Raw genomic sequence first — 15,770 nt, 5'->3', positions numbered from 1 at the left:
AGCCGCTATGTTAAGGGTCTACCATTCCAATCGTCTGGACGTGCTGGAAGCGTTGATGGAGTTTATTGTCGAACGCGAACGGCTGGACGATCCTTTCGAACCAGAGATGATTCTGGTGCAAAGTACCGGTATGGCGCAGTGGCTGCAAATGACCCTGTCGCAAAAGTTTGGTATTGCGGCAAACATTGATTTTCCGCTGCCAGCGAGCTTTATCTGGGATATGTTCGTCCGGGTGTTACCGGAAATCCCCAAAGAGAGCGCCTTTAACAAACAGAGCATGAGCTGGAAACTGATGACTCTGCTGCCGCAACTGTTGGAGCGCGAAGACTTTACCCTGTTGCGGCATTATCTGACTGACGATAGTGACAAGCGAAAACTGTTCCAGCTTTCTTCAAAAGCGGCGGACCTGTTTGACCAGTATCTGGTCTATCGTCTGGACTGGCTGGCACAGTGGGAAACAGGACATCTGGTAGAAGGGTTGGGAGAAGCACAGGCCTGGCAAGCGCCGTTGTGGAAGGCGTTGGTGGAATATACCGACGAACTCGGGCAACCGCGCTGGCACCGCGCCAATCTCTATCAGCGCTTTATCGAAACGCTGGAGTCCGCGACGACCTGCCCGCCGGGGCTACCTTCGCGCGTCTTTATATGCGGTATTTCCGCGTTACCGCCTGTTTATCTCCAGGCGCTACAGGCGCTGGGTAAACATATTGAAATCCATCTCCTGTTTACCAACCCCTGCCGTTATTACTGGGGCGACATTAAAGATCCTGCTTATCTGGCGAAACTGCTGACTCGCCAGCGCCGACACAGTTTTGAAGATCGCGAATTACCGTTATTTCGCGACAGCGAAAATGCCGGACAGCTCTTTAACAGCGATGGTGAACAGGATGTCGGTAACCCGCTGCTGGCCTCATGGGGCAAGCTTGGGCGCGACTACATTTATCTTCTTTCTGACCTGGAGGGCAGCCAGGAGCTGGACGCTTTTGTCGATGTGACGCCAGACAACCTGCTGCATAACATTCAGTCTGACATTCTGGAACTGGAAAACCGCGCCGTTGCGGGTGTGAACATCGAAGAGTTTTCCCGTAGCGATAACAAACGCCCGCTTGATCCACTGGATAGCAGTATCACCTTCCACGTTTGCCATAGCCCGCAGCGTGAAGTTGAAGTTTTACACGATCGCTTGCTGGCGATGCTGGAGGAAGACCCGACACTTACTCCGCGCGACATCATCGTGATGGTGGCCGACATCGACAGCTACAGTCCGTTTATTCAGGCAGTGTTTGGTAGCGCACCTGCGGATCGTTACCTGCCTTACGCCATTTCCGACCGTCGTGCGCGGCAGTCACATCCGGTACTGGAAGCGTTTATCAGCCTGTTATCACTGCCTGACAGTCGCTTTGTGTCAGAGGATGTGCTGGCGCTGCTGGATGTGCCGGTGCTGGCGGCGCGGTTTGACATCACCGAAGAAGGGCTGCGTTATTTACGTCAGTGGGTCAACGAATCTGGCATTCGTTGGGGGATAGATGACGACAACGTTCGCGAGCTGGAACTCCCCGCCACCGGACAACACACCTGGCGATTTGGCCTGACGCGTATGTTACTAGGCTACGCGATGGAGAGCGCGCAGGGCGAGTGGCAATCGGTTCTACCTTATGATGAATCGAGCGGCTTAATTGCAGAACTGGTGGGGCATCTGGCTTCACTGCTAATGCAGCTAAACATCTGGCGTCGCGGGCTGGCGCAGGAGCGTCCGCTGGAAGAGTGGTTGCCGGTTTGTCGCGATATGCTCAACGCCTTCTTCCTGCCGGATGCGGAAACCGAAGCGGCGATGACGCTGATCGAACAACAATGGCAGGCGATTATCGCCGAAGGTTTAGGTGCGCAGTATGGCGACGCGGTGCCGCTGTCACTATTGCGTGATGAACTGGCACAGCGCCTGGATCAGGAACGTATCAGCCAGCGTTTTCTCGCCGGACCGGTTAACATTTGTACTCTGATGCCAATGCGTTCCATCCCATTCAAAGTGGTTTGCCTGCTGGGAATGAACGACGGCGTTTATCCACGCCAGCTTGCGCCATTGGGCTTTGACCTGATGAGCCAGAAACCGAAGCGTGGCGACCGTAGCCGTCGCGATGACGACCGCTATCTGTTCCTGGAAGCGTTAATTTCCGCGCAGCAAAAACTCTATATCAGCTATATCGGGCGTTCTATTCAGGATAACAGTGAACGTTTCCCGTCGGTACTGGTGCAGGAACTGATCGACTACATCGGGCAAAGCCATTATCTACCGGGCGATGAAGCGCTCAACTGTGATGAAAGCGAGGCAAGGGTAAAAGCACATCTTACTTGCCTCCATACCCGAATGCCGTTTGATCCACAAAACTACCAGCCAGGCGAACGACAAAGCTATGCTCGTGAATGGCTACCCGCGGCCAGCCAGGCTGGTAAAGCACATTCTGAATTTGTTCAGCAGCTGCCGTTTACCTTACCGGAAACCGTGCCGCTGGAAACGCTACAACGATTCTGGGCACATCCGGTGCGGGCATTTTTCCAGATGCGTTTGCAGGTGAACTTCCGTACCGAAGACAGCGAAATCCCCGACACCGAGCCATTTATTCTGGAAGGACTTAGCCGTTATCAAATCAATCAGCAGTTATTGAATGCACTGGTTGAGCAGGATGATGCCGAACGCTTGTTCCGCCGCTTCCGGGCGGCAGGGGATTTACCGTATGGCGCTTTTGGTGAAATTTTCTGGGAAACACAGTGCCAGGAGATGCAGCAGCTTGCCGACAGAGTCATTGCCTGTCGCCAGCCGGGGCAGAGTATGGAAATTGACCTCGCCTGCAACGGTGTGCAGATAACTGGCTGGTTGCCGCAGGTGCAGTCGGATGGCCTGTTGCGCTGGCGTCCCTCTTTATTAAGTGTGGCGCAGGGAATGCAACTTTGGCTGGAACACCTTGTCTACTGTGCCAGCGGTGGTAATGGTGAAAGTCGCCTTTTTCTACGCAAAGACGGCGAGTGGCGTTTTCCGCCGCTTGCAGCCGAACAGGCTTTACATTACCTCTCACAGCTGATTGAAGGGTATCGTGAAGGAATGTCCGCGCCATTGCTGGTGTTACCTGAAAGTGGCGGCGCGTGGCTAAAAACCTGTTATGACGCGCAAAACGATGCCATGCTGGATGACGATTCCACGTTGCAAAAAGCCCGAACGAAATTCCTTCAGGCTTACGAAGGCAACATGATGGTGCGTGGCGAAGGTGATGATATCTGGTATCAACGGCTCTGGCGGCAATTAACACCAGAGACAATGGAGGCCATCGTTGAACAGTCGCAACGTTTCCTGTTACCGCTGTTTCGCTTTAATCAGTCATGAGTGCTGTATAAAAATTGCGCAATATATCTGCTTGCTTTATGATGCGCACCAGTCACGGACTGATGGATATATAGACATAGGCTGACTCGTGCAGCACAAGATTAAATTCTGGCAGATGATTTGCGTTAACCTGTTGAATCTGGCCAGAAAATAAAGTTGATTATGAGGTCCGTGAATGCCCCGCAGCATCTGGTTCAAAGCATTATTGTTGTTTGTTGCCCTTTGGGCACCCTTAAGTCAGGCAGAAACGGGATGGCAGCCGATTCAGGAAACCATCCGTAAAAGTGATAAAGATAACCGCCAGTATCAGGCTATACGTCTGGATAACGGTATGGTGGTCTTGCTGGTTTCTGATCCGCAGGCGGTTAAATCGCTCTCGGCGCTGGTGGTGCCCGTTGGGTCGCTGGAAGATCCCGAGGCGTATCAGGGGCTGGCGCATTACCTTGAACACATGAGTCTGATGGGGTCGAAAAAGTACCCGCAGGCTGACAGTCTGGCCGAATATCTCAAAATGCACGGCGGCAGTCACAATGCCAGCACGGCACCGTATCGCACGGCTTTCTATCTGGAAGTTGAGAACGACGCCTTGCCCGGTGCGGTAGACCGCCTGGCGGACGCTATTGCAGAACCCTTGCTCGACAAGAAATACGCCGAACGTGAACGTAATGCAGTGAATGCCGAATTAACCATGGCGCGTACGCGTGACGGGATGCGCATGGCACAGGTCAGCGCAGAAACCATTAACCCGGCACACCCCGGTTCAAAGTTTTCTGGTGGTAACCTCGAAACCTTAAGCGACAAACCAGGTAATCCGGTACAGCAGGCGCTGAAAGATTTCCACGAGAAGTACTATTCCGCCAATCTGATGAAGGCGGTTATTTACAGTAATAAACCGTTGCCGGAGTTGGCAAAAATGGCGGCGGACACCTTTGGTCGCGTGCCGAACAAAGAGAGCAAAAAACCGGAAATCACCGTGCCGGTAGTCACCGACGCGCAAAAGGGCATTATCATTCATTACGTCCCGGCGTTGCCGCGTAAAGTTCTGCGCGTTGAGTTTCGCATCGATAACAATTCAGCGAAGTTCCGTAGTAAAACGGATGAATTGATTACCTATCTGATTGGTAATCGCAGCCCAGGTACACTTTCTGACTGGCTGCAAAAGCAGGGATTAGTTGAGGGTATTAGCGCCAATTCCGATCCTATCGTCAACGGCAACAGCGGCGTATTAGCGATCTCTGCGTCTTTAACCGATAAAGGTCTGGCGAATCGCGATCAGGTTGTGGCGGCCATTTTTAGCTACCTCAATCTGTTACGCGAAAAAGGGATTGATAAACAATACTTCGATGAACTGGCGAATGTGCTGGATATCGACTTCCGTTATCCGTCAATCACCCGTGATATGGATTACGTCGAATGGCTGGCAGATACCATGATTCGCGTTCCTGTTGAGCATACGCTGGATGCAGTCAATATTGCCGATCGGTACGACGCTAAAGCAGTAAAAGAACGCCTGGCGATGATGACGCCGCAGAATGCGCGTATCTGGTATATCAGCCCGAAAGAGCCGCACAACAAAACGGCTTACTTTGTCGATGCGCCGTATCAGGTCGATAAAATTAGCGCACAAACTTTCGCTGACTGGCAGAAAAAAGCCGCCGACATTGCGCTCTCTTTGCCAGAGCTTAACCCCTATATTCCTGACGATTTCTCGCTGATTAAGTCAGAGAAGAAATATGACCATCCAGAGCTGATTGTTGATGAGTCGAATCTGCGTGTGGTGTATGCGCCAAGCCGTTATTTTTCCAGCGAACCCAAAGCTGATGTCAGCCTGATTTTGCGTAATCCAAAAGCCATGGATAGCGCCCGCAATCAGGTGATGTTTGCGCTCAATGATTATCTCGCAGGGCTGGCGCTTGATCAGTTAAGCAACCAGGCGTCGGTTGGTGGCATAAGTTTTTCCACCAATGCTAACAACGGCCTTATGGTTAATGCCAATGGTTACACCCAGCGCCTGCCGCAGCTGTTCCAGGCATTGCTCGAGGGGTACTTTAGCTATACCGCTACGGAAGATCAGCTTGAGCAGGCGAAGTCCTGGTATAACCAGATGATGGATTCTGCAGAAAAGGGCAAAGCGTTCGAGCAGGCGATTATGCCCGCGCAGATGCTCTCGCAAGTACCATACTTCTCGCGAGATGAACGGCGCAAAATTTTGCCCTCCATTACTTTGAAAGAGGTGATGGCCTATCGCGACGCCTTAAAATCAGGGGCTCGACCAGAGTTTATGGTTATCGGCAACATGACCGAGGCCCAGGCAACAACGCTGGCACGCGATGTGCAAAAACAGTTGGGCGCTGATGGTTCGGAGTGGTGTCGTAACAAAGATGTCGTGGTCGATAAAAAACAATCCGTCATCTTTGAAAAAGCCGGTAACAGCACCGACTCCGCACTGGCAGCGGTATTTGTACCGACTGGCTACGATGAATACACCAGTTCAGCGTATAGTTCTCTGTTGGGGCAGATCGTACAGCCGTGGTTCTACAATCAGTTGCGTACCGAAGAACAGTTGGGCTATGCCGTGTTTGCGTTTCCAATGAGCGTGGGGCGTCAGTGGGGCATGGGCTTCCTGTTGCAAAGCAATGATAAACAGCCTTCATTCTTGTGGGAGCGTTACAAGGCGTTTTTCCCGACCGCAGAAGCGAAACTGCGGGCGATGAAGCCAGAAGAGTTTGCGCAAATCCAGCAGGCGGTAATTACCCAGATGCTGCAGGCACCGCAAACGCTCGGCGAAGAAGCATCGAAGTTAAGTAAAGATTTCGATCGCGGCAATATGCGCTTCGATTCGCGTGATAAAATCGTGGCCCAGATAAAACTGCTGACGCCGCAAAAACTTGCTGATTTCTTCCATCAGGCGGTGGTCGAGCCGCAAGGTATGGCTATTCTGTCGCAGATTTCCGGCAGCCAGAACGGGAAAGCCGAATATGTGCATCCTGAAGGCTGGAAAGTGTGGGAGAACGTCAGCGCGTTGCAGCAAACAATGCCCCTGATGAGTGAAAAGAATGAGTGATGTCGCCGAGACACTAGATCCTTTGCGCTTGCCCTTACAGGGCGAGCGCCTGATTGAAGCCTCTGCCGGCACAGGCAAAACCTTTACGATTGCGGCGCTCTATTTGCGCCTGTTACTTGGACTAGGCGGTTCTGCCGCCTTTCCCCGCCCGCTGACCGTTGAAGAACTGCTGGTGGTCACCTTTACCGAGGCTGCCACGGCAGAATTGCGCGGTCGTATCCGTAGCAATATCCACGAGTTGCGCATCGCCTGTCTGCGTGAAACCACCGACAATCCACTGTACGAACGCCTGCTGGAAGAGATCGACGATAAAGCGCAAGCCGCGCAGTGGTTGTTGTTAGCCGAGCGGCAGATGGATGAAGCGGCAGTCTTTACTATTCACGGCTTTTGCCAGCGCATGCTCAACCTGAATGCCTTTGAATCCGGCATGCTGTTTGAGCAGCAGCTGATTGAAGATGAGTCTCTGCTACGCTACCAGGCCTGCGCCGATTTCTGGCGTCGCCACTGCTACCCGCTGCCGCGTGAAATTGCCCAGGTCGTCTTTGAAACCTGGAAAGGGCCGCAGGCGTTACTGCGCGATATTAATCGTTATCTGCAAGGCGAAGCGCCGGTTATCAAAGCGCCGCCGCCCGATGATGAAACGCTGGCTTCCCGCCACGCGCAAATTGTGGCGCGTATTGATACGGTAAAACAGCAGTGGCGCGACGCGGTGGGTGAACTGGATGCGCTGATCGAATCTTCTGGTATTGATCGACGCAAGTTTAACCGTAGCAATCAGGCTAAATGGATCGACAAGATCAGCGCCTGGGCAGAAGAAGAGACCAACAGCTATCAGTTGCCAGAGTCGCTGGAAAAATTCTCTCAGTGTTTCTTAGAAGATCGCACGAAAGCCGGGGGGGAAACCCCGCGACATCCACTGTTTGAGGCGATCGATCAACTGCTTGCAGAACCATTGTCGATCCGCGATCTGGTGATCACTCGCGCATTAGCTGAGATCCGCGAAACAGTAGCGCGTGAAAAACGCCGCCGTGGCGAATTGGGTTTTGATGACATGTTAAGTCGGCTCGATTCCGCGCTGCGTAGTGAAAGCGGCGAGGTATTGGCAGCGGCGATCCGTACGCGATTCCCGGTGGCAATGATCGATGAATTTCAGGATACCGACCCCCAGCAGTACCGAATTTTTCGCCGTATCTGGCACCATCAGCCGGAAACCGCATTGTTGCTGATTGGCGACCCGAAACAGGCCATTTATGCATTCCGGGGTGCGGATATCTTCACTTATATGAAGGCGCGTAGCGAAGTTCACGCCCACTACACCTTAGACACCAACTGGCGTTCCGCACCGGGAATGGTGAACAGCGTTAACAAACTTTTCAGCCAGACTGATGACGCGTTCATGTTTCGTGAAATACCGTTTATTCCTGTGAAATCTGCCGGGAAAAATCAGGCGTTACGTTTTGTGTTTAAAGGTGAAACGCAGCCTGCGATGAAAATGTGGCTGATGGAAGGCGAAAGCTGCGGCGTTGGCGACTATCAAAGTACCATGGCGCAGGTATGTGCTGCGCAAATCCGCGACTGGTTACAGGCTGGGCAGCGCGGGGAAGCGTTGCTGATGAACGGCGATGATGCACGTCCGGTACGTGCTTCGGACATCAGTGTGCTGGTGCGCAGCCGCCAGGAGGCCGCTCAGGTGCGCGATGCCTTAACGCTGCTGGAAATCCCTTCCGTTTACCTTTCGAACCGCGACAGTGTTTTTGAAACTCTGGAAGCACAGGAGATGCTTTGGCTGTTGCAGGCGGTGATGACACCCGAACGTGAGAACACCCTGCGCAGTGCGCTGGCAACGTCAATGATGGGGCTGAATGCGCTGGATATTGAAACGCTGAATAATGACGAACATGCGTGGGATGCGGTAGTCGAAGAGTTCGATGGTTATCGGCAAATCTGGCGCAAACGTGGCGTTATGCCGATGCTGCGGGCGCTGATGTCGGCGCGTAACATTGCAGAAAACTTGCTGGCAACAGCAGGCGGTGAGCGGCGTCTTACCGATATCTTGCATATCAGCGAATTGCTACAAGAAGCCGGCACGCAGCTGGAAAGTGAACATGCGCTGGTACGCTGGTTATCGCAACATATCCTCGAGCCAGACAGTAATGCCTCCAGCCAACAAATGCGTCTCGAAAGTGATAAACATCTCGTGCAGATTGTCACGATCCACAAATCGAAAGGGCTGGAATATCCATTGGTCTGGCTGCCGTTTATCACCAATTTCCGCGTCCAGGATCAGGCGTTTTATCACGATCGCCACTCGTTTGAGGCTGTTCTGGATCTTAATGCTGCGCCAGAAAGCGTCGACCTCGCGGAGGCCGAACGTCTGGCGGAAGATCTGCGTTTGCTTTACGTGGCGCTGACGCGTTCGGTTTGGCATTGCAGTCTCGGCGTTGCACCGCTGGTGCGCCGTCGTGGCGATAAAAAAGGTGATACCGACGTCCACCAAAGTGCGCTCGGGCGTTTGCTGCAAAAAGGGGAACCGCAAGATGCGGCAGGGCTTCGCACCTGTATTGAAGCGTTATGCGATGATGATATTGCCTGGCAAACGGCACAAACTGGTGATAACCAGCCCTGGCAGGTTAATGATGCATTAACTGCAGAACTGAATGCGAGGACGCTACAACGATTGCCCGGCGATAACTGGCGTGTCACCAGCTACTCCGGTTTGCAGCAGCGTGGTCACGGTATCGCTCAGGATCTGATGCCACGGTTGGATGTTGATGCCGCAGGCGTGGTCAGCGTCGTTGAAGAACCGACGTTAACACCGCATCAGTTCCCGCGCGGTGCGTCACCGGGGACATTCTTGCACAGTTTGTTTGAAGACCTCGATTTTACCCAGCCGGTTGACCCGAACTGGGTACAGGAAAAACTGGAGCTCGGTGGCTTTGAACCGCAGTGGGAACCGGTGTTGACTGAGTGGATCACGGCTGTCCTCCAGGCACCTCTCAATGAAACGGGTGTTAGCCTGAATCAGCTTTCCGATCGCGATAAACAGGTGGAGATGGAGTTTTACCTGCCGATTAGTGAACCGCTTATCGCCAGCCAGCTTGATGCACTAATTCGCCAGTTTGACCCGCTATCCGCTGGCTGCCCGCCGCTGGAGTTCATGCAGGTACGCGGCATGTTAAAAGGCTTTATCGACCTGGTATTCCGCCACGAAGGGCGTTATTACCTGCTCGACTATAAATCCAACTGGTTGGGTGAAGACAGTTCGGCTTACACCCAACAGGCTATGGCAGCGGCAATGCAGGCACACCGCTATGATCTGCAATATCAGCTTTATACCCTGGCGCTGCACCGTTATCTGCGCCATCGCATTGCTGATTATGACTATGAGCGCCACTTTGGCGGCGTTATTTATCTGTTCCTGCGTGGCGTTGATAAAGAACATCCGCAACAAGGGATCTACGCGACCCGACCCAACGCCGGGTTGATTGACCTGATGGATGAGATGTTTGCCGGTATGACCCTGGAGGAGGCGTAATGAAATTGCAAAAGCAATTACTGGAAGCTGTGGAGCACAAACAGCTACGCCCGCTGGACGTGCAGTTTGCCCTGACCGTGGCGGGAGATGAACATCCTGCCGTCACCCTCGCGGCGGCACTGTTAAGTCATGATGCCGGAGAGGGACACGTTTGTTTGCCGCTTTCACGACTGGAAAATAACGAGGCATCGCATCCGCTGTTGGCGACCTGTGTCAGTGAAATCGGTGAGCTACAAAATTGGGAAGAATGCTTGCTGGCTTCACAAGCGGTCAGCCGGGGAGATGAACCAACGCCGATGATCCTCTGTGGCGATCGTCTTTATTTGAATCGCATGTGGTGTAACGAGCGCACAGTGGCACGCTTTTTCAACGAAGTGAATCATGCCATTGAGGTTGATGAAGCTCTACTGGCGCAAACCCTGGACAAACTTTTTCCAGTAAGCGATGACATTAACTGGCAAAAAGTGGCGGCGGCAGTGGCGCTGACGCGGCGGATTTCGGTGATTTCCGGCGGTCCTGGCACCGGTAAAACGACCACCGTAGCGAAGTTGCTGGCAGCCTTAATTCAAATGGCCGACGGAGAACGCTGCCGTATCCGTCTGGCTGCACCAACGGGTAAAGCTGCCGCGCGCTTAACCGAATCTCTCGGCAAGGCTTTGCGCCAGTTACCGCTGACCGATGAACAAAAGAAACGCATTCCGGAAGATGCCAGTACTTTGCACCGATTGCTGGGCGCACAGCCGGGTAGCCAGCGTTTACGTCATCATGCCGGTAACCCGCTGCATCTTGATGTGCTGGTAGTAGATGAAGCGTCAATGATCGATCTGCCGATGATGTCGAGACTGATAGACGCCTTGCCCGATCATGCGCGAGTGATCTTTCTCGGCGATCGTGATCAACTGGCCTCGGTTGAGGCTGGGGCTGTGCTGGGCGATATTTGTGCTTATGCCAATGCCGGCTTTACCGCCGAGCGTGCCGGGCAGCTAAGCCGCCTGACGGGAACTCACATTCCGTCAGGAACTGGCACAGAAGCGGCATCTTTGCGCGACAGTCTCTGCCTGCTGCAAAAAAGCTATCGTTTCGGCAGCGATTCTGGCATTGGTCAGTTAGCTGCGGCGATTAACCGTGGTGATAAAATGGCAGTGAAAACCGTTTTTCAGCAGGATTTTACTGATATCGAAAAACGGCTTTTACAGAGCGGCGAAGATTATATTGCGATGCTTGAGGAAGCTCTTTCGGGTTACGGACGTTATCTGGATCTGCTGCAAGCGCGTGCCGAGCCGGATTTAATCATTCAGGCGTTCAATGAGTACCAGCTTTTGTGCGCCCTGCGGGAAGGGCCGTTTGGCGTGGCTGGACTGAATGAGCGAATTGAGCAGTTTATGCAACAGAAGCGCAAAATTCATCGTAATCCGCACTCTCGTTGGTACGAAGGCCGACCGGTGATGATTGCCCGTAATGACAGCGCGCTTGGGTTGTTTAATGGCGATATCGGTATTGCGCTGGATCGCGGGCAGGGGACGCGCGTCTGGTTTGCGATGCCGGACGGCAATATTAAGTCTGTGCAACCGAGTCGCTTGCCAGAGCACGAAACGACGTGGGCGATGACGGTACATAAATCGCAGGGATCGGAGTTCGACCATGCGGCGTTGATTTTACCGAGCCAACGCACGCCAGTAGTAACACGAGAGCTGGTTTACACTGCGGTGACCCGCGCGCGTCGCCGTCTGTCGCTGTATGCCGATGAGCGCATTTTAAGTGCGGCAATTGCCACGCGCACCGAGCGGCGCAGCGGTCTGGCGGCGTTGTTTAGTTCACGGGGATAAACGTAATTGCCGGATGCGACGCACGAGTGTTACGCATGTCGCATCCGGCGATTTTCATCGCTTACCCTAAATCCGCCATCAAAACTTTGGATTTACGCTGGTAGTTGTACAACTGCTTTTTGCTCTCGGGCAGTAAATCAATATCCACTGGGGTAAATCCACGTTCCTGGAACCAGTGAATACTGCGCGTGGTCAGCACAAACAATTTGCTTAAGCCGCTCTGCTTCGCCTGAGCGGCAATGCGTTCCAGCAGAACCTCGCCCCGTGATGAGCTGCGGTAATCCGGGTGAACTGCCACACAGGCCATTTCCCCAATCTTCTCTTCCGGGAACGGATAGAGCGCGGCGCAGGCAATAGTCGTGTTATCGCGCTGAATAATGGTGAATTTGTCGATTTCCATCTCCAGCTGCTCGCGAGAACGGCGTACCAGAATACCTTGCTGCTCCAGTGGGCGAATCAACTCCAGAATGCCGCCAATATCGTTGATTGTTGCGCGACGAATTTGCTCGGCGCTTTCCATCACAATCTGCGTACCGATACCGTCACGTGAGAACAACTCTTGCAACAGCGCGCCATCTTCCTGATAACTGATTAAATGACAGCGACGCACGCCGCTGCGGCAGGCTTTCACTGCGCCACGCAAAAAGCGCACCGTACCGGAGTTGTAATCGCCTTTCTCTTCCTGGGCTTCTACCCGCGCTTGCGCTTCGTTAGGGAAAAGTTCTGAGACAATATCACCGTCGTCATTAGTGACGCCCTGTGAAGAGCAAAAACCAATCATCTTCTCAGCTTTCAGTTTGATGGCCAGTTGAGTGGCAATCTCTTCCGAGGTCAGATTAAAGCTCTCGCCAGTGACTGAAACCGCGACCGGCCCCAGCAGCACTATCGCACCGCTGTCCAGTTGACGATGAATCGCATCTTCGTCAATCCGCCGGATACGCCCGCTATGGCAGTAATCCACACCGTCATCCACGCCCAGCGGCTGGGCAATAATAAAATTGCCACTGACGACGTTGATATGCGCGCCCTGCAGCGGCGTGTTATTGAGACTCATCGACAGGCGAGCAGTAATATCCAGTTGCAATGTTCCCGCAGCCTGCTTCACCAGTTCCAGTGTTTTGGCGTCGGTCACGCGTATATTTTTGTGATATAGCGGTTCGTGGTGATGCGCTGCCAGATTTGCATCGATCTGCGGGCGCGCTCCATAGACCACGACCAGACGGATGCCGAGGCTGTGCAGCAACCCGATATCATTAACGATACTGGAGAAATTCTCATGCTCAATGGCTTCACCGCCGAGCATTATGACAAACGTTTTTCCCCGGTGGGTATTGATATAGGGAACCGAATGGCGGAATCCCTCGACCAACTCGGTTTTACGTTCCTTTACCACGGCACACCTCTTTGCATGATTATTCGAAATTATTGTATTTTTATTCTGTTTTTTCGCAGGGTGCAAGTGTAAATTTTATGCGGGAGCGACTTTTTTATCAGTAATACCGTGAATATAAAAAGAATGTTTACCGTTTTATAGATGACAGATTATGCGTCTTTCGCTAAAGTTTCCGGTCAAATTGGTCGTTTACTTGTTACACAGCTTAGATTTCTTTTGCTCGGGAGAGGCATGTCAGGATCCAACACTGCAATCAGCCGTCGTCGTTTACTGCAAGGCGCGGGTGCCATGTGGCTATTGAGCGTAAGTCAGGTCAGCCTGGCTGCGGTCAGCCAGGTCGTGGCGGTGCGCGTCTGGCCTGCGTCCAGCTACACCCGCGTGACGGTAGAATCTAATCGTCAGCTGAAATATAAGCAGTTCGCGTTGAGTAATCCTGAACGCGTGGTGGTGGATATCGAAGATGTAAACCTGAACTCGGTGCTCAAGGGGATGGCTGCGCAAATCCGCGCTGACGACCCGTTCATCAAGTCGGCGCGCGTCGGGCAATTTGACCCGCAAACCGTACGTATGGTTTTTGAATTAAAGCAAAACGTAAAACCGCAGCTGTTTGCCCTTGCGCCGGTCGCCGGGTTTAAAGAGCGTCTGGTGATGGATCTCTATCCTGCCAATGCACAGGATATGCAGGACCCGCTGCTGGCGCTGCTGGAGGATTACAACAAAGGCGACCTCGAAAAGCAGGTGCCGCCAGCACAAAGTGGTCCACAACCGGGTAAAGCTGGGCGGGATCGTCCGATTGTCATTATGCTTGACCCTGGTCACGGTGGCGAAGACTCCGGTGCGGTGGGGAAATACAAAACACGCGAAAAAGACGTAGTATTGCAAATAGCTCGCCGTCTGCGCTCTCTGATCGAGAAAGAGGGCAATATGAAGGTGTACATGACGCGCAATGAAGACATCTTCATTCCGTTGCAAGTGCGCGTAGCAAAAGCCCAGAAACAGCGTGCTGACTTGTTTGTCTCTATCCATGCCGACGCCTTTACCAGTCGCCAGCCGAGCGGTTCCTCGGTGTTTGCGCTCTCAACCAAAGGCGCAACCAGTACTGCGGCAAAATATCTGGCACAAACCCAGAACGCCTCGGACTTGATTGGTGGCGTAAGCAAAAGCGGTGACCGCTATGTCGACCACACTATGTTCGATATGGTGCAGTCGCTGACCATTGCTGACAGCCTGAAGTTTGGTAAAGCGGTGCTGAATAAGCTCGGTAAAATCAACAAGCTGCATAAAAATCAAGTTGAACAGGCCGGGTTTGCCGTACTAAAGGCACCAGATATTCCCTCCATTCTGGTCGAAACGGCGTTTATCAGTAACGTTGAGGAAGAGCGTAAACTGAAAACGGCGACTTTCCAGCAGGAAGTTGCGGAGTCTATTCTTGCGGGAATTAAAGCGTATTTTGCCGATGGGGCGACGCTGGCGAGAAGGGGATAATGTTTTTATTTATTCAATGAATTTATATTTCGTTGAATAGATAACATTTACCTGAATATTAGACGCTGGTTTTGTGACTGATGTCGGATATTTGAATGTCGGCTTGAAAAATAAGCCGACCATCTCTTTAATTAAGCACAATTCCGTGTAATGTATACGCATTAGTTAATCATCTTGTAACTGTTAAATCAGGCAAGGCAATGTTTGAAGTAATCATTACTTCTGACGTGCCTTGCCTTTTTTTTTGGAGCCATGAAATGATCATCGAAAAAGTCATGAACAATAATTGTGTACAGGCATCGATGAATGGACAGGAGGTTATCATTTCTGGGCCTGGCGTCGGTTACAACAAAAAATATGGAATGTCGGTCCCTGAGCATCCGGCTAACCGGATTTTTTATGTCAGAAATGAACAAAAAAATAAACTCTACAAATTGATTGAACATGTGGATATTGAGTATGTTTTTGTTGCCGAAAAAATAGTGCAATATGCGGAGAACAATCTCGAAAAAAATCTCAATCCATCGCTACTATTGATTCTTGCTGATCACATTTCGAATGCAATATCCCGAGTCGCTTCAGGCATACAAATTAATAATGTTTTCCTTGATGAAATCAAAGCGTTGTACAAAGCAGAGTATGCGATAAGTCGCGATGCATTAACTATCATTAATGAGCAATTCAGCGTTCAACTTCCTGATGATGAGATTGGTTTTATAGCATTGCATATTTTAAATAATTATGAAAATTCAGTTGATTATGAATCAGTACGGATTATTGAGTTGTCGCAAATAATCACGGGGCTTATTGAAGTTGTTTATAACAGAAAGGTGGACAGAAGTTCATTTAATTATTCCAGGTTCATGATACACCTTAAATATTTTTCAAGTCGCGTATTATGTAATGAAAAGATAAAACAAAAAGATATTGGTGACATCTATGAGCAGTTTCTTGAGAAAGACATCCTGTTACAGCGCGCAATTCATGAAATTGAACGGTATCTGTATGCCACTTTTAAATATGAATTAATTTTAGAAGAAAAACTATATCTCTCAATTCGTACCAAAGTATTAATGGACTAATTATATATA

7 protein-coding genes are annotated in these 15,770 nt (G+C 51.7%); 6 read left to right on the top strand and 1 reads right to left on the bottom strand.

The features are described 5' to 3' along the window. Window positions 1-7: 7 nt before the first annotated feature. From recC to recD, 4 genes are all read left to right on the top strand, one after another. Complete coding sequence (gene recC, locus ACJHWR_RS20380) at window positions 8-3,376, top strand: exodeoxyribonuclease V subunit gamma (RefSeq protein WP_000946885.1); 3,369 nt, start codon at window positions 8-10, stop codon at window positions 3,374-3,376. Window positions 3,377-3,551: 175 nt separating this feature from the next. Next, window positions 3,552-6,440 (top strand): pitrilysin, encoded by a 2,889-nt coding sequence (gene ptrA, locus ACJHWR_RS20375; RefSeq protein ID WP_001138099.1) that lies wholly within the window; start codon window positions 3,552-3,554, stop codon window positions 6,438-6,440. Next, window positions 6,433-9,975, top strand: a complete 3,543-nt coding sequence (gene recB / locus ACJHWR_RS20370) for an exodeoxyribonuclease V subunit beta (RefSeq protein WP_023141697.1) — start codon at window positions 6,433-6,435, stop codon at window positions 9,973-9,975. Before ptrA ends, recB begins: the two co-directional genes overlap by 8 nt. Next, entirely contained in the window at window positions 9,975-11,801 is a 1,827-nt protein-coding gene (recD, locus tag ACJHWR_RS20365) for an exodeoxyribonuclease V subunit alpha (RefSeq protein ID WP_000775926.1), read from the top strand. Before recB ends, recD begins: the two co-directional genes overlap by 1 nt. Before the next feature lie 61 nt (window positions 11,802-11,862). Here recD and argA read toward each other — a convergent pair whose 3' ends face one another. Next, window positions 11,863-13,194 carry an amino-acid N-acetyltransferase gene (gene argA, locus ACJHWR_RS20360; RefSeq protein ID WP_000237940.1) on the bottom strand — a complete coding sequence of 444 codons (1,332 nt, stop codon included), beginning with the start codon at window positions 13,192-13,194 and terminating at the stop codon, window positions 11,863-11,865. 231 nt (window positions 13,195-13,425) lie between these two features. On the opposite strand from argA, the gene amiC reads away from it, so the two are divergent. Then, window positions 13,426-14,679, top strand: coding sequence for an N-acetylmuramoyl-L-alanine amidase AmiC (amiC, locus tag ACJHWR_RS20355; protein ID WP_000016907.1), 1,254 nt, complete (start codon window positions 13,426-13,428; stop codon window positions 14,677-14,679). A gap of 257 nt (window positions 14,680-14,936) precedes the next feature. After that, window positions 14,937-15,761, top strand: a complete 825-nt coding sequence (locus ACJHWR_RS20350) for a PRD domain-containing protein (protein WP_001571832.1) — start codon at window positions 14,937-14,939, stop codon at window positions 15,759-15,761. The last annotated feature ends 9 nt before the right edge of the window (window positions 15,762-15,770 follow it).

Origin of the sequence: Escherichia sp. WS568, assembly GCF_046486085.1 — a bacterium.
Lineage (GTDB): Bacteria > Pseudomonadota > Gammaproteobacteria > Enterobacterales > Enterobacteriaceae > Escherichia > Escherichia coli.
Note: the sequence above shows the minus strand (reverse complement) of the source record. Positions and strands in the feature narration are given on the sequence as shown.